This is a genomic window from Flavobacterium chungnamense (genome assembly GCF_039539165.1).
GTDB lineage: Bacteria > Bacteroidota > Bacteroidia > Flavobacteriales > Flavobacteriaceae > Flavobacterium > Flavobacterium chungnamense.
The window spans coordinates 316,985-340,531 of the sequence record NZ_BAABCS010000020.1; the positions used below are offsets into that span (position 1 = coordinate 316,985).

Sequence of the window (23,547 nt, forward strand, 5' to 3'; positions counted from 1 at the left end):
TAAAATATATTTTCAATATTTTTACCGAATGATTTCAATTACTATAATTGGTTCGGGCAATGTCGCACAACATTTAATAAAAGCCATTTCTAAAACTACAATTTTAGAAGTGACTCAAGTGTATGCACGAAATATTGATTCTCTTTCGCATCTTATTGATTCTGATAAAATTACAAATGACATTTCGAAGTTAAAAAATGCTGATTTATATATTATTTCAGTTTCTGATGATGCTATTCAATCGGTTTCTAATTCCTTGTTTTTTTCTAACAAATTAGTTGCTCATACTTCCGGAAGTGTTGCTATGGAAGAACTTTCTGACAAAAACAGAAAAGCCGTTTTGTATCCATTACAAACCTTATCCAAGAAAAAAGAAGTCGATTTTACAACGGTTCCACTTTGCATCCAAGCTCAAAATGAAGCTGATTTATATCTTTTAACTGAAGTTGCTCAACATCTTTCAGATCATGTGTACAATGTTGATTCCGAACAACGAAAATCTTTACATGTAGCTGCGGTTTTTGTTTCCAATTTTGTAAATCACTTATATAAAATAGGAAGTGATATTTGTATTGAACATAAAGTACCATTTGAAATTCTAAAACCATTAATTTTGGAAACCGCCAAAAAAGTGCAAGTAATAGAGCCTAACGAAGCGCAAACAGGTCCAGCAAAAAGAAATGACACTTCAACTATAAACAAACATTTAACAATCTTAACTGATGAAAATCAAAAAGATATCTATAAAATTTTAACAAAATCTATTATCGATAATGGCAAAAAGTTATAAAGAAATTATGAATACCATCGACACTTTTGTTTTTGATGTTGATGGTGTTTTAACCGATAGTTCGGTTCACGTTTCTCAAAATGGAGAAATGTTACGCATTATGAATATTCGTGACGGCTTTGCCATGAAAGCCGCAATTGAAAGTGGTTATAATGTTTGCATCATTTCTGGCGGAAATAATGAAGGTGTGCGAATTCGCTTAAGAAATTTAGGAATTACCGACATTCATTTAGCTTCTCCAAACAAGGTAGAAACCTTTAAAGAATATACCGAATTATACAATATCAAGCCAGAAAATGTATTGTATATGGGCGACGATATTCCTGATTATCATGTGATGCAATTAGTAGGATTACCAACTTGTCCACAAGATGCTGTAGCTGAAATCAAAGCCATTTCTAAATATATTTCTCATAAAAATGGTGGAAAAGGTGCTGTAAGAGAAGTTATAGAACAAGTCATGAAGGTACAAGGAAAATGGCATTTGTATTACAACGGAAAACACGATTAAAAAGTATTCAGTGTTCAGTAATCAGTTTTCAGTTACTTAGATTGTATTAAATTAGTATTCAGTTAATTAGTTATTTATGACATTTCAAGATTTATTGGCTTATCAAAAATCATTTGCCTTAGCAATGAAAATATTTAGAGTTTCAAAATCCTTCCCAAAAGAAGAAACTTATTCTTTAACAGATCAAATAAGAAGATCATCAAGAAGTGTTTCTGCAAATATTGCTGAAGCATACAGAAAACGTGATTATCCAAAACATTTTCATAGTAAGTTAACCGATTCTGATGCTGAAAATTCTGAAACTCAAGTCTGGTTAGAATATTCCATTGCTTGTGAATACATAACAAATGAAACATATACAGAATTATTAAATGATTCAAAAGAAGTAGGAAAATTGATAAATTACATGATTCTAAACCCAAAAAAGTTTGGAGTAAAAGAAGATAAATCGTAAATTCATATACATTATTTAACACTGAACACTGAACACTGAACACTGAACACTGAACACTGAACACTGAACACTGAACACTTTAACATGAAATACCTAAAATTAATACGATACCAAAACCTACTTTTAATTGCCTTAATGCAACTTGTTATTCGGTTTGGTTATTTAGAACTTATTAATATTCCACTTTCACTTTGGTATTGGCAATATACTTTACTGATATTGGCAACTGTTTTAATTGCTGCTGGTGGTTATGTAATCAACGATATTTTTGATCAAGAAACCGATACAGAAAACAAACCTAATAAAGTAATTATTGGTAAATCAATTTCTGAATCAAAGGCTTATATTATTTATGCTTCCTTAACTATTACTGGAGTTGCTTGTGGATTCATTTTAGCGAATTCTGTAGAACATCCCAATTTTGCTGTTGTTTTTGTTTTGATTGCTACCCTACTCTATTTCTATGCAAGTACTTTGAAACAAATGGTTTTAGTTGGAAATATTGTAGTAGCATTGTTATTGGCTTTTAGTGTCATAATCATTGGAATGTTTGATATATTTCCAAATACTTTCGATATCAACCGAAAACAAATGACTTTGGCTTTTAGTATTCTTTTAGATTATGCAATATTTGCTTTCATTATTAATTTAGTGCGTGAAATAATTAAAGACATTCAAGATGTAAAAGGTGATGCTCTTCAAGAAATGAAAACCTTACCTATTACTATTGGAATACAAAAAACAAGAATTATTGCATTTATCGTATTACTTCTTCCAACATTATATTTACTTTATTATTCTAAAACCTATCTTTTTGAAAATAATTTATTTTATGGATTAGCCTACCTATTAGCATTTGTTATTGCTCCAATGATAATGTGTTTAGTTCAAATTTGGAATGCAAAAGAAAACAACGATTACAAAAAAATTAGTATGCTTTTAAAATGGATTATTTTCTTCGGAATTTTATCCATTGCAGTTGTTACTTTAAATATTAAACACAATGCTTAAAGAATATAAAATAATTTTAGCATCTGGTTCACCGCGACGTCAACAATTTTTTAAAGATTTCGATTTGCAATTTGAAATTAGACTAAAAGAAATTGAAGAAATCTATCCTGAAAATCTAAAAGCTGAGGAGATTACAAACTATTTAGCCGAACTAAAAGCAAAAGCATTTGATGGTGAATTAGCCGTCAACGAAATCTTAATAACGAGCGATACTTTAGTATGGTTAAACGGGAAAGCATTGGGCAAACCGAAAGATTATGATGACGCTTTTCAAATTTTAAAATCGTTATCCAATCAAACGCACGAAGTAATTACATCGGTTTGCTTTAAAACAACTGACAAAACAGAAACTATTTTTGAAATAACAAAAGTATCTTTTCGAGAATTGTCAGATGATTCAATACGCTACTATTTAGATAATTACAAACCATTTGACAAAGCTGGTGCCTACGGAATTCAAGAATGGATTGGTCTGATTGGTATACATAAAATTGAAGGTTCTTACACTAATGTGGTTGGTTTACCTACAGAAAAAGTATATACTTATTTAACATCTTATTTAGATTAAAGTGCTTAAATTTACATTACACAAAAAGTGATGGAAGTTTATGAAAACCGAAGAAGAAATCAATGCGAAAATCTTGAAAATCACAATGATTATTCAGGAAAATTATCCAGAATTATCGAAATATTTAAACGAGATGCCAGTTACTATTCCAATAGACAGCAACCCAAAAGTGAATGTTAAAAATCTTGAAAAATATTATGATTCTTTGGTAGAACTTTTTAGAAATTATGTTGCAGAACATCAATTAAATTATATTAATCAACATAAAAATTCGAGACACTTATAAAAAAATGTGATTTATATAACATTTACAAAAAATTATATAACACATTTAAAGAATCATTTAATCAATTTTACACTTACTAATTAAGTTAAACTAAAATTGAAACAAAATGAAAAAATTCACTTTCTACACCATGATGTTGTTACTAACTGTAACTTTCTTTCCATCCAATTCTTTTGCAATTAATGAAAAGGTTCCAACATCATCAACCAATCCGAAAGAAGTTCCTGCTGAAGTAAAAGTACTTTTAAATAGATTAGAAGAAATTAAAAAAATGGATAAATCCAATTTAAATTCTTCAGAAAAAAAAGAACTTAGAAAAGAAGTTAAAGCAATTAAAAAAACTTTAAAATCTACTGGTAATGGAGTTTACTTATCTATTGGTGCCATAATTATCATTATTCTGTTGCTAATTTTGTTACTATAAGTAAGATGAAATTAAAGCTATTTATTTTTAGTTTACTATTTATCGCAACTAGTACTATTCAAGGGCAAACCGAAGTAAAAATTACTTTTGGAACTCCTCCTGAGTGGGCACCAGCAAATAGAGTTGAAACTCAATATTATTATTTGCCTGATATTGATGCCTATTACGATATCCCATCTGCTCGTTTTATTTACATAAAAAATGGGAAATGGATACGTGCTACTTCATTACCATACAGATATAGAAATTATAATTTGAGAGGTGGGAATATTATTTATCTTACTGATTATAGAGGAAATACACCTTATCAATATTATAAAAATCATAAAATAAAATATCCTAAAAAAGCACATTCAACCAAAGTTTATGTTGTGAAAAAAGAAAAAAAGGAAAAAGGAAAAAAGAACCCTAAAAAGGAAAAAAACAAAAAAGATTAGAGATCAAATCAAAAGCAATGTTTCATTATGTTGCTTTTTTTTGTTAAAGAAATTCCAAAGTTTAAAAAAAATAAAACTTCACTTTATATTTATTACTACATTTGAAACTATTGCAAAATAATAGTCACCAATGCAGAAATATTACTCTTTTCTATTCCTTCTTTCCTCCTTCATTGTTTTTGGTCAACGACCTCAAAAACCTAATGCTGTAGAGATTTATCATCAGATTGAAAAACTAAACTTTTTAGGTTCTGTACTCTATGTTGCTGCACATCCTGATGATGAAAACACTCGTTTAATTTCCTATTTATCTAACGAAAAAAATGCTCGCACAGGATATCTTTCTTTAACTCGTGGCGATGGTGGTCAAAACTTAATTGGTCCTGAACTACGCGAATTACTTGGTGTCATTAGAACACAAGAACTTATAGAAGCAAGAAAAATTGATGGTGGTGAACAACTTTTTTCTCGTGCCAACGATTTTGGTTATTCAAAAACTCCAGATGAAACATTACAAATTTGGGATAAAGAACAAGTGCTAAGTGACGTGATTTGGGCAATACGTAAATTCCAACCAGATGTAATCATCAATCGATTTGATCATCGTTCACCAGGAACAACTCATGGACACCACACAGCTTCTGCTTTGTTGAGCATGGAAGCATTTAATAAAACTAACGATGCCTCTATTTTTCCAAATCAATTGCAATACGTTGCTACTTGGCAACCCAAACGTATATTTTTCAATACATCATGGTGGTTTTATGGAAGTAAAGAAAAATTTGAAAAAGCAGATAAAACCAATTTAAGCAAACTTCAAATAGGCGTTTATTATGAACAATTTGGCAAATCCAATCAAGAAATTGCAGCTTTAAGTAGAAGTTGTCATCAATCGCAAGGTTTCGGAAATACAGGAACTCGTGGTGAAGAAGAAGAATATTTAGAGTTTTTAAAAGGTGATAATTTAAATGATAAGACCAATTTATTTGAAGGAATTGATACCACTTGGAATCGAGTAAAAGGAGGAGATGCCATTGGAACAATTTTAGAAAACGTACAAAAAAATTTCGATTTCAAAAACCCTGAAGCCAGTATAGCAGAATTGGTAAAAGCCTATGATTTAATCCAAAAAATAGAAGATAATCATTGGAAAACAATCAAATCGGAAGAAATTAAAAAGATAATTGCAAGTTGTGCAGGTTTATATTTGGAAGCAGTTGCCGATGTTCAAGAAGTTGCTTTAGGAAGTAAAACTAAAGTAAAATATGAAGTTATCAATAGAAGTTCTGCAAAAATGAATTGGATTTCTAGAATTGATAATTCTATAAAAATAGAGCTTCCTTTTAATAAAGTGATTAATGATAATATTGAAGTTGAAATGGAAAACAACGATCCATACACAAATCCATATTATTTAAACGAAAAAGGAACTGAAGGAATGTACGTTGTAAATGATCAAAGAAATATTGGTAAACCTGATGTTATTTCAAGGATTTCTGAAACTTTTTTAATTGAAATCAATGGTGTAACAATTCCATTTGAAAAAAATATAGTCTACAAATACAACGACGATGTAAAAGGAGAAGTCTACCAACCACTTGATATTGTTCCTGTTGCAACATCTTCTATTCAAGAAAAAGTATACATTTTTCCGAACAATAAAGAAAAAGCAATTGTTGTAAAAATAAAAGCAGGTAAAGAAAACATATCGGGTTCAATTAAATTAGATATTCCACAAAATTGGATAGTTTCACCATCTTCAATTCCATTTACAATGACCAAAAAGGGTGAAGAGCAATTGGCAATTTTCAATGTAACGCCTTCAAAAGAAGCATCTGATATAACTTTGAAAAGTATTATTACTATTGACGGACAAACTTTTGATAAAGAAAAAATAGACATCAATTATCCACACATTTATAAACAAATGGTTTTAAAGCCTGCAGAAGCAAAAGCCATAAAGTTGAACATTAAAACTAAATCAGAAAAAATTGCTTACATCATGGGCGCAGGTGATGAAGTTCCTAAAAGCTTAACGCAAATGGGATATGAAGTTTCTATCCTAAAACCTGAAGAAATTTCAATAGAAAAACTTCAAGACTTTGATGTGGTTATGACTGGAATTCGTGCATATAATGTTGTTACAGCACTAGGTTTCAAACAAAATATTCTTTTTGATTTTGTTAAAAATGGTAAAACTATGATTGTACAATACAATACTCTTGACGATTTGGTTACCAAAGAAATAGCGCCATTTCCTTTAAAAATTTCAAGAGATAGAGTTACTGAAGAAAATGCAGAAGTACGATTTTTGAACCCAAATCATCCTATTTTGAATACACCAAATAAGATTACAACAGAAGATTTTAAAGGCTGGAAACAAGAACAAGGTTTGTATTATCCAAGTGAATGGGATGCCAATTTTACACCAATAATTTCATCTAATGATAAAGGCGAGAAAGCTAAGGATGGTGCAATATTGGTAGCAAAATATGGTAAAGGAAATTACATTTACACTGGAATAAGTTTCTTTAGAGAATTGCCAGAAGGCGTTCCTGGTGCATTTAGATTATTAGCTAACATTATTGCAATTGGAAAATAACTATGGAATCAAAAAAACATAATAAATGGAGTAATAATTATACTTGGCTTTTAGTAATGAATGCTATTTATATCATTATTTTTTTCATGCTAATGCAAATTTTCTCGTAATATGCAAAAGATAGACTGGATAATTCTTTCGGCTACACTCCTATTTATTGTAATTTATGGAGTATACAAAACCAAAGGAAGTAAAAACGTAGAAGATTATATTTTAGGAAATAAAGAAACCAATTGGTGGACGGTTGGTCTTTCTGTTATGGCAACTCAAGCCAGTGCCATTACATTTTTATCAACACCAGGTCAAGCCTATCACGACGGAATGGGATTTGTACAATTCTATTTCGGTTTGCCTATTGCTATGGTAGTAATTTGTTACACTTTTATACCCATTTATCATCGGTTAAAAGTATTTACTGCATATGAATACCTAGAACAACGATTCGATTTAAAAACGCGATCTCTGGCTTCCATTCTATTCCTTATACAACGTGGTTTAGGAACCGGTTTAACTATTTATGCGCCAGCAATTATTCTATCTACATTATTGGGTTGGAACCTAACTTTACTAAATATCATCATCGGAATTTTAGTAATCATCTATACTTTTTCTGGAGGAACTAAGGCGGTTAACGTTACTCAAAAACAACAAATGTTTGTCATCATGAGCGGTATGTTTATTACGTTCTATCTAATCTTACATATGTTACCAAACGAAATGACATTCAGTAATGCAATGCACATAGCTGGAGCTAATGACAAAATGAATATTGTAGATTTTTCTTTTAATCCAGAAACTCGTTATACTTTTTGGAGTGGAATTACAGGTGGTTTTTTTCTAATGTTATCCTATTTTGGAACAGACCAATCTCAAGTTGGACGCTATTTATCTGGAAAATCAGATAGAGAAAGTCAGAAAGGTTTGATTATGAATGGATTTCTAAAAGTACCAATGCAGTTCTTTATTTTACTTACTGGAGTTATGGTTTTTGTATTTTTCCAATTCAATGATGTACCACTTAACTTTAATCCTGTAAACAAAATAGCCATTGAAAAATCGGAATATGCTAATCAATATCATGGTTTAGAAACCCAATTAAAAGCACTTACTGAAGAAAAAAAAGAATACAATTTACTCTACATGGATCATTTAAATCAAAATTATGACAATCCAATTCTTAGAAGTAAATTATTGGCAATTTCTGGAAAAGAAAAAGATTTGCGTGACCAAGCTAAAGATTTAATTGCCAAAGCCGATCCAAAAGCAGAAACTAACGATAAAGATTATGTATTTCTTTATTTCATTCTAAACTATTTACCAAAAGGACTTATTGGATTATTACTTGCTGTAATATTATCAGCAGCTATGTCTTCTTCTGCTTCTGGACTAACTGCATTGGCTTCTACCACTGCTATTGATTTGTACAAACGTAATGTTAAAGGCGAAAAATCTGAAAAGCACTATGTGAATGCTACCAAATATTTTACACTACTTTGGGGTGTAATCGCGATACTTTTTGCTTGTATTGGAACACTATTTGAAAACTTAATCCAATTAGTAAACATAGTGGGTTCCATTTTTTATGGTACGGTATTGGGAATATTTTTAGTTGGATTTTACATCAAATTTGTTAAAGCAAGAGCTATCTTTTGGAGTGCTGTTGTCAGCCAATTAACAATTTTTTACATATACTATTTGGATGTGGTTAGCTTCTTATGGCTCAACTTTATTGGGGCTTTGCTTACAATTCTATTGTCCATGCTTTCACAAGTTATTCTCAAAGAAAAGAATACTACTACAGAATTAACTACATAAAAAAACGTCCCAATTTCTTGGGACGTTTTTTATATATTAAAAGTAAATTATTTTTTACTCCATTCTTTAATACTATCGTTATTCATTTTAACGTAATCACCATTGCCATCTTTTTCAGCTCCTGCTAATGATAATTTTGCTGTTTCAATAGCTCCTTTTTTATCACCAAGTTTACCTTGAATTAATGATTTTAAACGTAAATGCCAATAAGGAGCTTCTTCACCTGGTTTTACCATAGCTACTGCTTTGTTCACATATTCTAAAGCTTTATTCAAATCACCATTAGATTGGTAGTAGTATTGAGCCGATGAAAAATAATCTCCAGCAGTTGGTCCAGCCAAAACTTTGGCAATACTTGCCATGGCAGCTTTTTGAGTTGGTACTTCAAATTTCAAAGAAACCATAGTTTTTTCCCAAGATATGTCTAAAGATGCACTATCGTTTGTTAAATTGTTAATTCCAATATTAAAAGACTCTACATGATTGTTTAACATTACTGGATCAACATTTAAACTTACCGCTACTTTATTTACATCATAATTTTCTGGTAAACCCCAATTATCAGTATTTGTATAAAGAATTACTTCCCACATATCTGCCTTTGGTAAAGTAAAAATAGCATACTTCCCTTTTTTTACGGTTGTTCCATTTATAACAACATCTTCACTAAAAGATACCGTAGAATTAGCATTAGCACCTGTTCTCCATAATTTTCCAAAAGGAACTAAATCACCAAAAACTACTCTTCCTTTTGCACTAGGACGAGAATATTCAACAGTTACATCTGTAAGACCAACAACTTGATTTAAAACAGATTTCGGACTTGGTTGTGGTGTTTTCACCTGAGCTTCTACAGCAAAATTAGCAATCGCAATTGCCAATAAAATAAATATTTTTTTCATATCATTTGTTTTAGAGTTCCAAAATTACAAATTGTATCGGCTTCAAATGTTAATTTAAACTTAAATGATGCTCTTTTTTGTTTAACAAATATTTTAAATAGTTAAACATTTATTACATTTGCAACGAATTAAAAGTATAATTTAAATGAAGATTTATAGACTACATACCAAACAAAATCTGCCAATATCAATAGATGAAGCTTGGGCTCTTTTGTCTGATCCAAAAAATTTGCAGAAAATAACTCCAGAATATATGGGTTTTAAAATCCTTTCTGGTGCTGACAGACCAATGTTTCCTGGACAAATTATTCAATATATAGTAACACCTGTTTTAGGAATTCCTGCAAAATGGGTAACCGAAATCACTCATGTTGTAGACAAACAGTATTTTGTAGATGAACAACGTTTTGGTCCTTATGCGTTATGGCATCACAAACATTTTATCAAAGAAATTCCTGGTGGTGTTGAAATGGAAGATATTGTTGATTATAAAGTTCCAATGGGAATTTTGGGTCAACTTGTCCATCCATTTTTGGTTAAACCAAAGCTTGATGAAATATTTGAATACAGAAGAAAAAAATTAATTGAAATGTTCGGAGAATATAAAGGATAAATAAATTATGAAAAACATACTACTAATTGGCGGTTCCTATGGAATTGGCTTAGCCATCGCAAAAGAATTACAATATGAAAATAAGGTTTTTGTAGCTTCAAGAACTAATGCAGAAATAGCAGAAATGCACGTGACGCACATTCCATTTGATGCTACAACAGACACTTTAGATACTTCAAAACTACCTGAAATTATTGATGGTTTAGTATATTGTCCTGGAAGTATCAATTTACGTCCGTTTCGTGGTTTAAAACCTGAAGCATTTGAACAAGATTTACAAATAAATTTTATAAGTTTGGTGAAAGTAATCCAATCGGTTTTACCAAATTTGACTGCTTCCAATCAATCAAGTATTGTGCTTTTTAGTTCAGTTGCTGCAAGTATGGGAATGCCTTTTCACACTAGTGTTGCAGCTGCAAAAGGTGCTGTAGAAGGATTTGCAAAAGCATTAGCAGCAGAATATGCTCCAAAAATTAGAGTAAACGTAATTGCTCCTTCATTAACAGATACACCATTGGCTGAAAAGTTTTTGAGTAACGATGATAAAAAAGAAAAATCAGCACAACGTCATCCTTTAAAAAGAGTTGGAACCTCTGAAGATATGGCTCAAATGGCAAGTTTTTTATTAAGTGAAAAAAGCAGTTGGATTTCCGGACAAATATTCCATGTAGATGGTGGAATGTCAACTTTATTAGTTAACGGATAACAATAAACTAGCAACAATAAACATTCGAATGAACATATTCTGGTTTAGAAGAGATTTACGATTAGACGATAACGTTGGACTTTTTCACGCATTAAATAGTGGTGAAGAAGTGCTGCCAATTTTCATCTTTGATGAAGCCATACTTTCTCAACTTCAAAAAGACGATGCTCGTGTAACTTTTATTCATCAGCAGTTAGAAAACATCCAAATCCAATTGAAAGAAATCGGCAAATCGTTAGCTGTTTTTCATGGAACTCCATTGGAAGTATATCAAAAGTTAATTTCTGAAAACAATATTAAATCGGTTTACACCAATCATGATTACGAACCTTATGCACGCAAACGTGACTTAGATTTGTACCATCTTTTTAAAGAAAATAGTATCGATTTCAAAACCAGCAAAGACCAAGTCATTTTTGAAAAAAGCGAAGTTGTAAAAGATGACGGAACTCCTTATGTTGTTTATACTCCCTATTCAAATAAATGGAAAGATAACTTCAAAAAAATCCAATTAATCAACTATAATTCAGAAGATTTTTTAGACAAAATTACACTTCACTCCTATCCTTTTTTGAGTTTATCTGACATTGGTTTTGAAACTTCATCTATAAAAGTTTCTTCTTTTGATATTTCAAATAATTTAATAGATAATTACGAAGCAACTCGAAATTTTCCTGCTTTAAACAAAACTTCTTACTTAGGAATTTATCTCCGATTTGGAGCAGTTTCTATAAGAAAAATGATTGCTAAAGCTTTGCAAAGTAAAAATGAAACCTTTCTAAAAGAATTAATTTGGAGAGAATTTTTTATGCAGATTCTATGGCATTTTCCGCACACGAACAAATCAAGTTTTCGACAAAAATATGATACCATCAAATGGGATGATAATGAAGATTTATTCCAAAAATGGTGCGATGGAAAAACCGGTTATCCTTTTGTAGATGCAGGTATGCGCGAGCTAAACGCAACAGGTCACATGCACAATCGTGTGAGAATGATTGTGGCTAGTTTTCTATGCAAACATTTATTAATCGATTGGCGTTGGGGTGAAACTTATTTTGCAACAAAACTTTTAGATTACGAACAAGCAAGTAATGTAGGTAATTGGCAATGGGCAGCAGGAAGCGGTGTTGATGCTGCACCCTATTTTAGAATTTTCAATCCAACAGAGCAAATCAAAAAGTTTGATAAAGAGCTAAAATACATCAAAAAATGGATTCCAGAGTTGGAAACACAATACTATCCAAATCCAATTGTAGATCACAAAGAAGCTAGAGAAAGATGCTTGAGAGTTTATAAAGAAGCTGTAGGGTAAAATAAAAATGTCTTATTACGATTCTCCTCCTTTGGAGGAGTGTCCGAAGGACGAGGTGGCTTTTAGTTTTGATAAGAAAAATGTTCTAAAACAAATAATTCCAACTCTTTCATAACATTATCCAAATCATGTAAAACTCTTATACTTGTGGCTTTAAATATCTTCAAACCCAAAGATTCAAGATATTCTTCACGTTTTTTGTCATATTCCTCTTTAACATTATGACTTTCTCCATCAATTTCTACAATAAGACCTAATGTTTTTACGTAAAAATCAACAATATAATTTCCAATAACTCTTTGTCTGTCAAAATCTATATTATGAAAACCATTTTTTTTAACTTGTAACCAAAATGCAACTTCTGGATAATTTCCTGCTTTTCGTAATGCTCTAGCACGGGATTTTAATTTTATATTATATGGCAAATTTTCAACAAAATTTCTTTTGATTGGGATTTCGTTTATATATGTAATTATTTTATTCATAATTATATTTTGTCCACCTCGCCTTTCAGGCACTCCTCCAAAGGAGGAGAATCCTAATAAACAATATTATTCATTAACCACACCTTTCAATTTCTCAATCCAAATAGCATAACCTTTTGCATTCATGTGTAAATTATCTTGAATAAAAATATCTTTTTTAGGTTCGCCATTTTCTAACATTGCGTCCCAAATATTTACGAAAATAGTTTGCTTTTTATGACTTAAAAATCGGCTTATCCTTTCATTGGCATCAATCATTCTGTCTTTCATGCTCCAGCGTAAAATACATGGTTTGATAGAAACAAAAACTAATGGAACTGTTGGATATTGTTTTCTTATTATCTTATAAAGCTTTTTGAAACGTTTAAAAACCTCATTCCCATCTACTTTTTCCGAACTTGCTACATCATTTTCTCCACAATAGATTACAATTTTACTTGGGTTATAGTTTAAAAGATTTTTGTCTTTGTAGTAAATCATATCCAATAAAGTTGCACCACCAAAAGCTCTGTTTAGAATATTATCGTTATTCAAATCGGTTTTTATATCTTTCCAAAGTCTGAAGGACGAACTACCAACAAAAAGTATAACTTTATCTTTGGGTTTATTGATACTATCTTGTTTTACAAAAGCATTTATTTCATTCCAAAAAGGTCTTTGCTGAGCATTTCCAAGAGTGGAAACTATCAACAATAAAACTAAGAATAACTTCTTCATAATCTATTTTTTATAGTTCTAATTTTATCAAAACTCAACTCACTAAAATGCTCAATAACTAAATCAGCTGAAGAATAATCTTGCAACTTTGAATGAAAACTTTTATATCCTACACAAAAAATTGTTGCTGCATTTGCAGCTTTAATTCCGTTAGTACTATCTTCAATTACGATACAATTTTCAACAGAAGTTTGAGCTAATTCTGCAGCCTTCAAGAAAATTGCTGGATGTGGTTTTGACTGCGGAAAATCTTCACCCGAAACTTTAAATGTGAAATATTGATGCAAATCAAAGCGGTTAAAAATGCGTTCAATAGTTTCATTTGCTGATGAAGAAGCCAAAACCAATTGCATTCCATTGCTATGCAATTCTTTAATTAAATCTTCAACTCCATCTAATAAAAACAGATCTTCTTTTTTGTCAAAAGCATTGTTAAAAAAATCACGTTTGCCTCTAACTAATATTTCAATTTCTTGTTCTAAATTAAAATATTCTTTAATTCGGCTATAAATATTTTTGGTAGAACTTCCTGTGAAAGAGGAATACATTTCTTGAGAAACATCAATATTTAATTGTTTAAAATGTTCTTTATATGCATAATGATGAACCGGTTCCGTGTCAACAATTACGCCATCCATATCGAAAATTACTGTATTTATCATTTTGTATTTGCCACAAAGGCGCTAAGACACAAAGTCTTTTTAAAACTAATTACTCTTTTTTTATCAAATATCGAATCACCGTTTCCGCCATATACAAACCAAAAAGTCCTGGCATGTAGCTATTAGTTCCGTAAAACGATTTTTTAAAGTTACTTCCATCGGTCATTTTCAAACTACTTTCATCTTGAATTTCTGAAGAAAAAACTACTTTTAACTTATCAATTTTAAACTCTTTCAAACGTCTTCTGATGGTTTTTGCAAACATACAATTTACCGTGTTGGTAATGTCTGCAACTTTGACTTTAGCTGCTTCCATTTTTCCGCCTGCGCCCATTGAAGATATTATTTTTACACGTTTGCGTTTAGCTCCAACAATCAGATTTAACTTTGGCGTTACACTATCAATACAATCTAAAACATAATCGTATTTTTCTTCTACAATTTCAAAAGCTCTTTCTGGTGAAAGGAATTCTTGTACTCTAGTCAAATTTAACTCCGGATTTATATCCATCAAACGGTCACCAACTACATGAACTTTTGGCATTCCTTCCGTAGAATGTAACGCTGGTAATTGTCTATTTACGTTAGTAATATCAACCACGTCACCATCAACAATAGTTAGACTTCCAACGCCAGCACGAGCCAAAAACTCGGCTGCAAACGAACCAACGCCACCAAGTCCAACCACTAAAACATTAGCGTTTTTTAAATTATTTAATCCTTCGGGTTTGAATAGTAATTCTGCTCTTTCTTGCCACTTTGCCATAATTCAGACATTTTAGATTTTTAGATTATTGGATTTTTAGATTTGAAAACAGTACTAAAATTTGTATTTACTATTTCTATCAAATCTTCAATTTTTATGTTTTTGTATTTTGCTGCTAAAGTATAAACTTCTTCTAAGGTTTCTTCGATAGTATCCGTTTCAAGGAAAAATCTATCATTTGGAACCGATTTAAAAACAGTTTCCATGTCGGGATTTCTTAATAAATATTTTCCAAAAGAAAGATAAAATCCGTTGTCAATCAATTGTTTTGCTACCTGCTCGTTTTTAGAAAATCCGTGAATTACAATCGGAACTTTTATTTTCAATCGCTTTTTAATTGCAATTAATTCATCAAAAGCAGCAACTAAATGCAAAACTAATGGTTTTTGATACTTTTCTGCAAATTCAATTTGCTTTTCAAAAACCTCAATTTGTAATGCTAATGGAATTTCAATTCGCTTGTCTAATCCACATTCTCCAAGAGCCAAGCATACATTTAATTGAAGTTTATCTTCGATGATTTTCAAATCACTTTCTAACCTATTTGTATTAATATACCAAGGATGAATTCCGATAGAATAGTTTGGAATGGCAACATCAAATTCCCAAGGATATTGATTGACTAGTTCTAAAACTTCAGGAGAATTTGTGAATTTGTGAGTATGTAAATTGAAATACTTCATTAGTCATGAAATTTCTTTACTCCTGCTAAAATCTCGACATTCAAATCATTTTCCAAAGGTACAATCGGACACGAATATTTATGATTATAAGCGCAATACGGATTGTAAGCTTTATTAAAATCTATAATCCAAAGTTTACCTTTTTGAATTCTTAAATCTACATAGCGACCACCAATGTAGCTTTCCTTTCCAGAAGTAAAATCGGAAAATGGTAGAAATAAATAATCGTCAAAACCTGGTTTTTTAATCAATTCTATATTTTGATAAACATTCAATTGGCAAGCAACACCATCAATAGTAAAATTCAACTCACCATATTTTATATATTCCGGAAGTCTATCGGTTGACGTTTTCATCTTAAAAACTTTCTCTTTCTTGGTTCTAACAAAAGTTGCCTCAACTATATATTTATCGTTAATTGGAAAAAAATCTAAAGACTTAAAACTTTTCAAATCTTCTTTTGTTAATGGACTTTTCTCTTTATCAGCGTAATCATAATTGAGGTTATCTTGAAATTCTTTAGAAGTTTCTGCCGTTTTATCTTGAGCGCTTGATACTAAAAAACAACAAATAAGAAGGAAAGTGAATAACTTTTGCATCTGAATAATTTTTACAAAAATAGTTCAAAAGATGTTATACCACAAAGGCGCAAAGCCACAAAGTTTTATACCTTTGTAAAATAACGAATGATTCATGTTTAAAAACGCTTTTCGTAAGTATATCGATAATTTTAGAGGGTTTCGAAGAGAAGTTTGGATACTTACTTTGGTTACCTTTATCAATCGTGCCGGAACGATGGTTTTGCCCTTTTTATCAAAATACCTGAACGATGATTTGCATTTTTCCTACGAGCAAATTGGAAACATTTTAGTTTGTTTCGGAATAGGTTCTATGGTTGGCTCATGGCTTGGCGGAAAATTGTCAGATAAAATCGGATTTTATAAAATAATGGTTTTAAGTTTGTTTGTTAGCGGATTGATGTTCTTTGGCTTGCAATATGTTACAAGTTATATCGGACTTTGTATTGCCGTATTTTCAATTATGGTGGTTGCCGATATGTTTCGTCCTGCTATGTTTGTCTCACTTGGAGCTTATGCCAAACCCGAAAATAGAACGCGTGCATTGACTTTAGTTAGACTAGCTATCAATCTAGGATTTGCAGCTGGACCTGCATTGGGCGGATTAATCATTATGAACATTGGTTACAAAGGACTTTTTTGGGCAGATGGTGCCACATGTATTTTGGCTATTTCAATCTTCTGGCTGTTAGTAAAAGAAAAGAAAAAACCTGCCGAATCAAAAGAAGCAAAAGCTCTTCTTGAGGCCAACCGAGAATCAGTTTTCAAAGACAGACCTTTTTGGATTTTCTTATTTATGTGCGTCATCACTGGAGTTTTATTCTTTCAATTGTTTACTACGATTCCATTATATCACAAAAAGCAATTCAATTTGAACGAACTTCAAACAGGTTTGCTACTTACTTTAAACGGAATTCTAATTTTCTTCATGGAAATGCCTGTGGTAAGCTACATCGAACGCAATAAATTGAATAAAGTAAAAGTTGTTACAATTGGTTGTCTGCTTATGACGATTAGTTTATTCTTACTTTTAATCAACTTTTGGGCAGGAATATTAATCATCATGATGTTATTTATGACGGTAGCAGAAATGTTTGCATTTCCATTCTCCAATTCATTTGCAATGAGTCGAGCGCCCAAAGGTCATGAAGGTCGTTATATGGCAATTTTCACAATGAGCTTTAGCGCTGCACATATTTTGAGTGCCAAAATCGGAATGGGTGTTGTTGCTGCCTATGGATACCAAATGAACTGGTTGTTCATGGGAATTCTGGGATTAATCGGAACTGGTGCTGGTTACTGGGTGATGCGATTGGTAGCAGAAGAAAAATTAAAAATTAGTAATTAAAAAAAATGAAACCATTTATAGAACTACTTTCGTTTATAGATGATCATTTTATTGATGGTATTTTCGTTAGTGTTCTTTTGATAATCATTGTTAGAAAGTTTTTTAAGTCAATTAAAACGCAAAATGCTCTTACTATTTTAAGCTACTTAATGGTTTTTTACTGCTTATTATCAATAATTTACCTAATTCTAATTTCAGTAGTTAAAGTAGATTCTGAATTGTATGCTTCTTTTATTAATAGAGCTACAGGAATTTACAAATTGACCTATATTTTAATGCTTGTTGCACATACATTTCTTCCATTGCTTCTTTTATTTAAGAAATTTAGAAGTAAGTTATATTTAGTCTTTTTCATTGCTATATTTGTGAATTTGGGTTGGCTATTTGAATCCTTTGTCATTCATTTAACGACTATTCACCGAGATTATGAAGGCGATAGAAATGCTTTTTTACCTTTTGACAGTGATTTAATTATTTTGGGAAAAGGTTTTATATTAGGAATTGTATCTCTTATAATTGGGAACATTAAAGAAAAAATAAAAATTGAGAATTAAAATAATTACAAAAGCCTTTTTCTTATTTCCTGAAAAGTCTGATTTGTAGTCATCATTTCCTCGATAACATCTTTTCTTAAAACATCAATATTATCTTCGTTTAAATATTTTGCCCAAGCGATTTCTTCAAATAAAGTTCGGATTTGCTTAATTATTTTTGTTGTTTCTGAAGATGATCTTAAAACTTTGTCGGAAGAATAATTTGAACTTTGTTTGTGATAAAAGTTGACCGTTTTAGACTCATAATCGGCTTCAAGAAAGTAAATTTTATCTATATCATTATCGGAATAAAAATCAGACCAATTGGCGTAACCGAGTTTGGTTCTATTGCTATTGATATTGTGATTGACATTGCTATTTTCGTTAATCAATCTCCATTTGCAATTGGCTACTCTACTCCAGTGGTTTGACAAACGGTATACTCCATTTTCTACAAAGTAATAACAACTACCCGATTTGCTTTTGTAATGCAGTTCCAAATCTTTAATTGCATCTACATCGACTTCTTTGAAAATACAAAAAGTGTATTTGTGAAAATTGGTTTTATTGTACGTTTTAATTGGCATTACTTTTTACTATTGGAACAAAAGTAAGTAATTATTTTTTGCCACAGATTAAATGGATTCTATTTATTTTACTCATTTCTTTTAATTTCTAAAATAAGAATTAGAAAAAGCAAACGTTAAATTTAGTTATTTAACTATAAAAATAGTTGTGTAACTAAAAATATAGTTATATGTTTGCCTTATAAAAATAAACATCATGCAAAAGTTAACTAATAAAGAAGAAGAAATTATGCACATTTTATGGAAGCTAAAAAAAGCTTTTGTAAAAGAAGTAATGGCTGAAATAACTGAAGACCAACCACATTACAATACGCTTTCAACAATAATCAGAAATTTGGAAGACAAAGGATATGTAAGTCACAATGCCTATGGAAACACACACCAATATTTCCCAATTATTGCTTTAGAAAACTATAGAAAAGAATTTATGAATACGGCAATTGAGAACTATTTTAATAATTCCTATAAAAATATGGTTTCGTTTTTTGCTGAAGAAGATAAAATTTCTGCTGACGAATTGCGTGAGATTTTGGAGATTATAGAGAAAAGAAAATAGTTCAAAGTACGAAATACGAAGTACAAAATTAAAAAAGTAAAATTATGGAAGAAATTGTAACTTACTTACTAAAATCAAGTGGATTGTTGGCTGCCTTCTTTCTTGCTTATCATTTTTTGTTGCGAAAAGAAACGTTCTTTACTAGCAACCGTTGGTTTTTACTTTCAGGTTTGGCTACTTCCATCCTATTGCCTCTATTTTTCATTACGAAAGTAGTTTACGTTGAAAGTCCGAAAATTACTTTGCCTGTTGCTCCAGAAAACAATAATTTACCCATAATTATAGACAAAGCAACAACAATTACAACGGAAAGTATTGATTGGCTTCAAATCTTGTTTATTGTCTACGGTATTGTTGCAACAATCTTAATTATTAAAGTTATTATTGATTTGTTTTCACTTGCCAAACTGTTGAGAAAACAAACCATTCAAAAGCAAGAAGACTTATCTTATATTAATATAAATCAAGATATAGCGCCTTTCTCGTTCTTTAATTATATCGTGTTTAATTCAAGTCTTTACTCGCAAGAAGAATTAGAAAGTATCTTATTGCATGAGAAAATTCACAGCCAAGAAAAACATTCCGTTGATGTTTTGGTGGCAAAATTATTCACCATTGTCTTTTGGTTCAATCCATTAATTTGGTGGTATCAAAAGGCCATCATTCAGAATTTAGAATACATTGCCGATAGCAAAGCAATACAAAATATAGAAGATAAAAAGTGTTATCAAATGGCACTTTTAAAGGTAGTTTCTCATCAAAACTGCTTACCCATCACCAATCATTTTTATCAATCATTAATCAAAAAACGAATCGTTATGTTAAACAAAAATCAATCCAACAAAAAAAGTATTTGGAAGTACACATTAATTCTTCCTGTAATTATTGCTTTCGTATTTTTATTCCAAATAAAAGTCGTGGCACAAGAAAAATTAATTCAAATTTCTGATGGATCATCAATTTCTGCATCAACAAGAGAGGTTACAGAAATGTATTGGACAAAAAACAGCACAGATGAAGAATTCAAAGATGATATTGAATCCTTAAAAAGTTCAGATATCACAATGTCATTAAGTGGTATAAAAAGAAATGATAAGAATGAAATAATTGAAATTATGATTTCATATCAAGATAAATTAGGAAATAGCGATTCAAAAAAAATCTTTAAGGAGAACGGAATTGACCCTATCTATTTTAGAAGAGATATTAATCAAGATGGTAAAGGTGAAATTGGATTTTATAACTTAGGAACTAATGAAATTACATCAACAGAAAATGAAAAATATGTATCTATCTTCAACTCACAATTTGAAAGTGATACAGAAGATAATTTAGATCGTTTGTTTATTATTAATGGTAAACCTTACACTAAAGAAGATTTGAAAGGAAAAAATATTGCAATTATTGATGGTAATATTATTAAATTATCTCCTAAAGAAGCTCTAAAAAAATACGGTAAAAGAGCTAAAGATGGTGCTGTAATTTTTAAAGGTGAGACTGAAATAATCAACAATGTTTTAGATGCCGATTTTCCTGTACCTCCGCCTCCTCCAGCACCACCTGTTAAAAGTAAAACAACTAGTGAAGTCAATCAAGAAAAGAATAGATTTTACATTATAAATGGTAAAGAATATTTTCAAAATGATTTAAAAGGCTACACTTTAAAATGTGATGGTGCAATTACATATTATGACGAAGAAGAAGCTGTAAAGAAATTTGGTGAAAAAGCCAAAGACGGTGCAATGGTTTTCAATGGAGTTACTACACTTGAGAAAATCAATGTTTCAAAAGAAACTCTGGAAAGAAAAACTATAATTTTCTCCAATGACAATGGTGATGACATTGTTTTCATTCCTGCAGAAAAAATTTTAAAACTACCACATTATCCATCAATTCGATTAAATGATGAAGGTTTAATTCTTATCGTAAATGGAGTGCAAAAATTAAATCCGTTGGAAACCTTAAATCAAACGAACTTACAAAATGTAAAATCTGTAAGAGTTTTTGATGAAAATGGAAAAGAAACTCTAGGTTCTTTAACTAAGAAAATTGTGATTACTACCAAGTAATTTCCTAAATCTTACTTAAAAAAGTTAAAAAATTGTAAATATATTTTCATTGAAATAGACAACTTTATAAATTTGTTTTGGAATTTTATCAATCAATAAATCAAATAACAAATCTTATGAAAACACAATTTAGAAACTTTGCTTTTGTACTTCCTACTTTAGTTGCGTTTCTTTTTACTCAGAATGTGATTTTGGCGCAACAAAATCCGTTTATTTTGAACAATCAAGCCAATAGTGATGACATTGTAATGACTTGGAACAAGGATACACCTGAAAGCGAAATGAAAGACGACATCAAAGCTTTGTCAGAAAAAGGTATTACTATCAAATATTCTAATATAAAACGAAACAGTAAGGATGAGATTACTGCTATTAAAGTAGAATATTCTGATAGAAAAGGAAATAAAGGCAAAATGGAACTGGATAATGCTAACCCAATTGCAACCATCAAATTCTTCAAACAAGGAGACACCGTTGGATTTGGCGAACCTTCTAACGGAAATGACTTCTTTGTCGGAAACCCTATGATGGGAGGTTTTGCAGGTGCAGATGACATTATGAAACGTTTCAACTTTGGAGGAGATAAAAATTCTCAATCGTATAGTTTTAGTTTTCCAAATGATGGTGATGGAATGAGTAAATCGAAATCACGTATTCAAATTCAAAAAGATGGTAGAAAACCTTTAGTAATTGAAGATGGTGAAGTTATTGAAGGTGCTGATGATTATTCTGCAGAAGAGATAGAAGAAATCAAAAAGAACCACAAATTTGAATTTTCTGATGGTTTTGGAAATAACCTAGGCGAAAAGCAATTTGATTTCAGAAATGCAGAAGGATTAGAAAACTTCAAAAAACAAATGGAGGAAATGAAATCTTCATTTGGTGGTTCCTCAAAAGATTTAGACAATACTAAAGAAGAAATGCTAAAAGCCAAAGAGGAAATGATCAAAGCCAAAGAAGAACTAGAAAAAGCCAGAAAAGAATTAGAGAAATCTAAAACAACAGCTAAGACAAAGAAAGCATAAATAAATAAAAAAGACCATTCGTAATTGAATGGTCTTTTTTTTTAGTGATCTTCGTTAGTACAAAGTCCGATAATTTCATGAAATACATCGTGCAATTTTGTCAAAGATTCGGTTAGTTCTTTATCCGATTTTTTACTTCTAACAAGTTTGTCAAGTTTTTTACTATCAGTAGCTAATTTTTGTACGGCAGCCACGACTTCTTTTTTATTAAACTCATCAGGAATTATTGATTTTGCTAACAAATTTGCTTTCTCAACCATTTCACCAGAACGTTTTCTTATAGGTTCTAAATTTCCTTCTTCACTTGGATGAAAGGTTTGCGACATTATCTTGTGAAAATCTTTTAAAGCTTGCCAATCATCAAACTTACCTTTGGTAGCTGCTTTGTAATTGTTACTCACTTCATTCCAATTAATTACATTCCAAATAGCGGTTAAATAATCGGCACGTTTGTTTTGATATTTCAAATAGTACGCATGTTCCCAAACGTCAATTCCTAAAATTGGAGTTCCTTTGCTCTCAACTACATCCATCAAAGGATTGTCTTGATTTGGTGTTGAAGAAACTATCAACTTTTTATCTTTATCTACAGACAACCAAGCCCATCCTGAACCAAATCTTGTTGCAGCTGCTGCATTAAGTTTTTCTTTTAAAGCATCAAAACTACCAAAAGACTCATTTATAGCTTTTTCTAACTCTGGTGATGGTTTGGTATTTTTTTCTGGTGTAAGTATCGACCAAAACAATTCGTGGTTGTAATGTCCTCCTGCATTATTTCTAACTGCTGGTGTTTGTTTAGATACAGACGCAAAAATATCTTTCAAAGACATTTTTTCTGTTTCGGTTCCTGCAATGGCTGCATTAAGATTTTTGACATAAGCTGCGTGATGCTTACTATAATGTATTTCCATTGTTTGCGCATCTATAAATGGATCTAAAGCATTGTAGGCATAAGGCAATGGTTTTTGGGTAAACTGTGCCGAGGCAACAAAACTCATTAACAATAATACAGCAACTAATCGATTATTTTTCATTGTTTAAAATATTAAAAACGTTACTAAAATTCATTTGATGTAAATCAGATAAAATACTTATTGACAAATA

26 protein-coding genes and 1 pseudogene are annotated in these 23,547 nt (G+C 30.7%); 18 read left to right on the forward strand and 9 right to left on the reverse strand.

The window, feature by feature from the left end; translation table 11 throughout:
- Positions 1-28 precede the first annotated feature (28 nt).
- From ABD771_RS11965 to ABD771_RS12010, 10 genes are all read left to right on the forward strand, one after another.
- Positions 29-790 (forward strand): Rossmann-like and DUF2520 domain-containing protein, encoded by a 762-nt coding sequence (locus ABD771_RS11965; protein ID WP_345094864.1) that lies wholly within the window; start codon positions 29-31, stop codon positions 788-790.
- Positions 774-1,301: a KdsC family phosphatase gene (locus ABD771_RS11970; protein ID WP_345094866.1), complete on the forward strand. Its 528-nt coding sequence runs from the start codon at positions 774-776 to the stop codon at positions 1,299-1,301. The genes ABD771_RS11965 and ABD771_RS11970 overlap by 17 nt, the downstream gene beginning before the upstream one ends.
- 76 nt (positions 1,302-1,377) lie before the next feature.
- Positions 1,378-1,755, forward strand: a complete 378-nt coding sequence (locus ABD771_RS11975; protein ID WP_345094868.1) for a four helix bundle protein — start codon at positions 1,378-1,380, stop codon at positions 1,753-1,755.
- An 84-nt stretch (positions 1,756-1,839) separates the two neighbouring features.
- Positions 1,840-2,766, forward strand: coding sequence for a geranylgeranylglycerol-phosphate geranylgeranyltransferase (locus tag ABD771_RS11980; RefSeq protein WP_345094870.1), 927 nt, complete (start codon positions 1,840-1,842; stop codon positions 2,764-2,766).
- On the forward strand, positions 2,747-3,334 hold the full coding sequence (locus ABD771_RS11985) for a Maf-like protein (RefSeq protein WP_345094964.1): 588 nt from the start codon (positions 2,747-2,749) through the stop codon (positions 3,332-3,334). The genes ABD771_RS11980 and ABD771_RS11985 overlap by 20 nt, the downstream gene beginning before the upstream one ends.
- A gap of 40 nt (positions 3,335-3,374) precedes the next feature.
- Complete coding sequence (locus ABD771_RS11990) at positions 3,375-3,620, forward strand: hypothetical protein (protein ID WP_345094872.1); 246 nt, start codon at positions 3,375-3,377, stop codon at positions 3,618-3,620.
- Between the two features lie 106 nt (positions 3,621-3,726).
- Positions 3,727-4,044, forward strand: a complete 318-nt coding sequence (locus ABD771_RS11995) for a hypothetical protein (RefSeq protein WP_345094874.1) — start codon at positions 3,727-3,729, stop codon at positions 4,042-4,044.
- Positions 4,045-4,049: 5 nt separating this feature from the next.
- Positions 4,050-4,481: a hypothetical protein gene (locus ABD771_RS12000; protein WP_345094876.1), complete on the forward strand. Its 432-nt coding sequence runs from the start codon at positions 4,050-4,052 to the stop codon at positions 4,479-4,481.
- Between the two features lie 130 nt (positions 4,482-4,611).
- Entirely contained in the window at positions 4,612-7,083 is a 2,472-nt protein-coding gene (locus ABD771_RS12005; protein ID WP_345094878.1) for a PIG-L family deacetylase, read from the forward strand.
- Between the two features lie 111 nt (positions 7,084-7,194).
- Positions 7,195-8,898 (forward strand): sodium:solute symporter family protein, encoded by a 1,704-nt coding sequence (locus tag ABD771_RS12010; RefSeq protein WP_345094880.1) that lies wholly within the window; start codon positions 7,195-7,197, stop codon positions 8,896-8,898.
- A 47-nt stretch (positions 8,899-8,945) separates the two neighbouring features.
- On the opposite strand, the gene ABD771_RS12015 is transcribed toward ABD771_RS12010, so the two are convergent.
- Positions 8,946-9,800 carry a DUF2911 domain-containing protein gene (locus ABD771_RS12015; protein WP_345094882.1) on the reverse strand — a complete coding sequence of 285 codons (855 nt, stop codon included), beginning with the start codon at positions 9,798-9,800 and terminating at the stop codon, positions 8,946-8,948.
- Positions 9,801-9,945: 145 nt separating this feature from the next.
- Here ABD771_RS12015 and ABD771_RS12020 point away from each other — a divergent pair, with 145 nt between their 5' ends.
- From ABD771_RS12020 to ABD771_RS12030, 3 genes are read left to right on the forward strand one after another with little or no spacing between them, the layout of a single operon-like run.
- The gene (locus ABD771_RS12020) at positions 9,946-10,413 is read left to right on the forward strand and encodes an SRPBCC family protein (RefSeq protein WP_345094884.1); all 468 of its coding nucleotides are present in this window, start codon (positions 9,946-9,948) and stop codon (positions 10,411-10,413) included.
- Positions 10,414-10,420: 7 nt separating this feature from the next.
- Positions 10,421-11,119, forward strand: coding sequence for an SDR family NAD(P)-dependent oxidoreductase (locus tag ABD771_RS12025; RefSeq protein ID WP_345094886.1), 699 nt, complete (start codon positions 10,421-10,423; stop codon positions 11,117-11,119).
- 28 nt (positions 11,120-11,147) lie between these two features.
- Positions 11,148-12,434: a cryptochrome/photolyase family protein gene (locus ABD771_RS12030; RefSeq protein ID WP_345094889.1), complete on the forward strand. Its 1,287-nt coding sequence runs from the start codon at positions 11,148-11,150 to the stop codon at positions 12,432-12,434.
- A gap of 62 nt (positions 12,435-12,496) precedes the next feature.
- Here ABD771_RS12030 and ABD771_RS12035 read toward each other — a convergent pair whose 3' ends face one another.
- From ABD771_RS12035 to ABD771_RS12060, 6 genes are all read right to left on the reverse strand, one after another.
- Positions 12,497-12,919: an endonuclease domain-containing protein gene (locus ABD771_RS12035; protein ID WP_345094891.1), complete on the reverse strand. Its 423-nt coding sequence runs from the start codon at positions 12,917-12,919 to the stop codon at positions 12,497-12,499.
- A 66-nt stretch (positions 12,920-12,985) separates the two neighbouring features.
- Positions 12,986-13,636 (reverse strand): GDSL-type esterase/lipase family protein, encoded by a 651-nt coding sequence (locus tag ABD771_RS12040; RefSeq protein WP_345094893.1) that lies wholly within the window; start codon positions 13,634-13,636, stop codon positions 12,986-12,988.
- Positions 13,633-14,298, reverse strand: coding sequence for an HAD family hydrolase (locus tag ABD771_RS12045; protein ID WP_345094896.1), 666 nt, complete (start codon positions 14,296-14,298; stop codon positions 13,633-13,635). The genes ABD771_RS12040 and ABD771_RS12045 overlap by 4 nt, the downstream gene beginning before the upstream one ends.
- A 49-nt stretch (positions 14,299-14,347) precedes the next feature.
- Positions 14,348-15,064 carry a tRNA threonylcarbamoyladenosine dehydratase gene (locus ABD771_RS12050; protein WP_345094898.1) on the reverse strand — a complete coding sequence of 239 codons (717 nt, stop codon included), beginning with the start codon at positions 15,062-15,064 and terminating at the stop codon, positions 14,348-14,350.
- 20 nt (positions 15,065-15,084) lie between these two features.
- Positions 15,085-15,747 (reverse strand): TatD family hydrolase, encoded by a 663-nt coding sequence (locus ABD771_RS12055; protein ID WP_345094901.1) that lies wholly within the window; start codon positions 15,745-15,747, stop codon positions 15,085-15,087.
- Positions 15,747-16,346 carry a DUF1684 domain-containing protein gene (locus ABD771_RS12060; RefSeq protein WP_345094903.1) on the reverse strand — a complete coding sequence of 200 codons (600 nt, stop codon included), beginning with the start codon at positions 16,344-16,346 and terminating at the stop codon, positions 15,747-15,749. The genes ABD771_RS12055 and ABD771_RS12060 overlap by 1 nt, the downstream gene beginning before the upstream one ends.
- A 94-nt stretch (positions 16,347-16,440) precedes the next feature.
- Here ABD771_RS12060 and ABD771_RS12065 point away from each other — a divergent pair, with 94 nt between their 5' ends.
- The gene (locus ABD771_RS12065; protein WP_345094905.1) at positions 16,441-17,673 is read left to right on the forward strand and encodes an MDR family MFS transporter; all 1,233 of its coding nucleotides are present in this window, start codon (positions 16,441-16,443) and stop codon (positions 17,671-17,673) included.
- A gap of 5 nt (positions 17,674-17,678) precedes the next feature.
- Positions 17,679-18,227: a hypothetical protein gene (locus ABD771_RS12070; RefSeq protein ID WP_345094907.1), complete on the forward strand. Its 549-nt coding sequence runs from the start codon at positions 17,679-17,681 to the stop codon at positions 18,225-18,227.
- Between the two features lie 5 nt (positions 18,228-18,232).
- On the opposite strand, the gene ABD771_RS12075 is transcribed toward ABD771_RS12070, so the two are convergent.
- A complete protein-coding gene (locus ABD771_RS12075; protein WP_345094909.1) occupies positions 18,233-18,793 on the reverse strand; it encodes a hypothetical protein in 561 nt (186 codons plus the stop codon).
- A gap of 196 nt (positions 18,794-18,989) precedes the next feature.
- Here ABD771_RS12075 and ABD771_RS12080 point away from each other — a divergent pair, with 196 nt between their 5' ends.
- From ABD771_RS12080 to ABD771_RS12090, 3 genes are all read left to right on the forward strand, one after another.
- The gene (locus ABD771_RS12080) at positions 18,990-19,349 is read left to right on the forward strand and encodes a BlaI/MecI/CopY family transcriptional regulator (RefSeq protein WP_345094912.1); all 360 of its coding nucleotides are present in this window, start codon (positions 18,990-18,992) and stop codon (positions 19,347-19,349) included.
- 44 nt (positions 19,350-19,393) lie between these two features.
- A complete protein-coding gene (locus ABD771_RS12085) occupies positions 19,394-21,418 on the forward strand; it encodes a M56 family metallopeptidase (RefSeq protein ID WP_345094915.1) in 2,025 nt (674 codons plus the stop codon).
- 116 nt (positions 21,419-21,534) lie between these two features.
- Positions 21,535-22,443: a hypothetical protein gene (locus ABD771_RS12090; RefSeq protein ID WP_345094917.1), complete on the forward strand. Its 909-nt coding sequence runs from the start codon at positions 21,535-21,537 to the stop codon at positions 22,441-22,443.
- 365 nt (positions 22,444-22,808) lie between these two features.
- Here ABD771_RS12090 and ABD771_RS12095 read toward each other — a convergent pair.
- A pseudogene (locus tag ABD771_RS12095) lies at positions 22,809-23,441 on the reverse strand (superoxide dismutase); the annotation flags it as partial.
- Positions 23,442-23,547 lie beyond the last annotated feature (106 nt).

Excerpts from the sequence above, each read along its gene's own strand:
- ABD771_RS11965 (WP_345094864.1), top strand. The coding sequence starts at position 29 with ATGATTTCAATTACTATAATTGGTTCGGGCAATGTCGCACAACATTTA.
- ABD771_RS11970 (WP_345094866.1), top strand. The coding sequence starts at position 774 with ATGGCAAAAAGTTATAAAGAAATTATGAATACCATCGACACTTTTGTT.
- ABD771_RS11975 (WP_345094868.1), top strand. The coding sequence starts at position 1,378 with ATGACATTTCAAGATTTATTGGCTTATCAAAAATCATTTGCCTTAGCA.
- ABD771_RS11980 (WP_345094870.1), top strand. The coding sequence starts at position 1,840 with ATGAAATACCTAAAATTAATACGATACCAAAACCTACTTTTAATTGCC.
- ABD771_RS11990 (WP_345094872.1), top strand. The coding sequence starts at position 3,375 with ATGAAAACCGAAGAAGAAATCAATGCGAAAATCTTGAAAATCACAATG.
- ABD771_RS11995 (WP_345094874.1), top strand. The coding sequence starts at position 3,727 with ATGAAAAAATTCACTTTCTACACCATGATGTTGTTACTAACTGTAACT.
- ABD771_RS12000 (WP_345094876.1), top strand. The coding sequence starts at position 4,050 with ATGAAATTAAAGCTATTTATTTTTAGTTTACTATTTATCGCAACTAGT.
- ABD771_RS12005 (WP_345094878.1), top strand. The coding sequence starts at position 4,612 with ATGCAGAAATATTACTCTTTTCTATTCCTTCTTTCCTCCTTCATTGTT.
- ABD771_RS12010 (WP_345094880.1), top strand. The coding sequence starts at position 7,195 with ATGCAAAAGATAGACTGGATAATTCTTTCGGCTACACTCCTATTTATT.
- ABD771_RS12015 (WP_345094882.1), bottom strand. The coding sequence starts at position 9,800 with ATGAAAAAAATATTTATTTTATTGGCAATTGCGATTGCTAATTTTGCT.
- ABD771_RS12020 (WP_345094884.1), top strand. The coding sequence starts at position 9,946 with ATGAAGATTTATAGACTACATACCAAACAAAATCTGCCAATATCAATA.
- ABD771_RS12025 (WP_345094886.1), top strand. The coding sequence starts at position 10,421 with ATGAAAAACATACTACTAATTGGCGGTTCCTATGGAATTGGCTTAGCC.
- ABD771_RS12030 (WP_345094889.1), top strand. The coding sequence starts at position 11,148 with ATGAACATATTCTGGTTTAGAAGAGATTTACGATTAGACGATAACGTT.
- ABD771_RS12035 (WP_345094891.1), bottom strand. The coding sequence starts at position 12,919 with ATGAATAAAATAATTACATATATAAACGAAATCCCAATCAAAAGAAAT.
- ABD771_RS12040 (WP_345094893.1), bottom strand. The coding sequence starts at position 13,636 with ATGAAGAAGTTATTCTTAGTTTTATTGTTGATAGTTTCCACTCTTGGA.
- ABD771_RS12045 (WP_345094896.1), bottom strand. The coding sequence starts at position 14,298 with ATGATAAATACAGTAATTTTCGATATGGATGGCGTAATTGTTGACACG.
- ABD771_RS12050 (WP_345094898.1), bottom strand. The coding sequence starts at position 15,064 with ATGGCAAAGTGGCAAGAAAGAGCAGAATTACTATTCAAACCCGAAGGA.
- ABD771_RS12055 (WP_345094901.1), bottom strand. The coding sequence starts at position 15,747 with ATGAAGTATTTCAATTTACATACTCACAAATTCACAAATTCTCCTGAA.
- ABD771_RS12060 (WP_345094903.1), bottom strand. The coding sequence starts at position 16,346 with ATGCAAAAGTTATTCACTTTCCTTCTTATTTGTTGTTTTTTAGTATCA.
- ABD771_RS12065 (WP_345094905.1), top strand. The coding sequence starts at position 16,441 with ATGTTTAAAAACGCTTTTCGTAAGTATATCGATAATTTTAGAGGGTTT.
- ABD771_RS12070 (WP_345094907.1), top strand. The coding sequence starts at position 17,679 with ATGAAACCATTTATAGAACTACTTTCGTTTATAGATGATCATTTTATT.
- ABD771_RS12075 (WP_345094909.1), bottom strand. The coding sequence starts at position 18,793 with ATGCCAATTAAAACGTACAATAAAACCAATTTTCACAAATACACTTTT.
- ABD771_RS12080 (WP_345094912.1), top strand. The coding sequence starts at position 18,990 with ATGCAAAAGTTAACTAATAAAGAAGAAGAAATTATGCACATTTTATGG.
- ABD771_RS12085 (WP_345094915.1), top strand. The coding sequence starts at position 19,394 with ATGGAAGAAATTGTAACTTACTTACTAAAATCAAGTGGATTGTTGGCT.
- ABD771_RS12090 (WP_345094917.1), top strand. The coding sequence starts at position 21,535 with ATGAAAACACAATTTAGAAACTTTGCTTTTGTACTTCCTACTTTAGTT.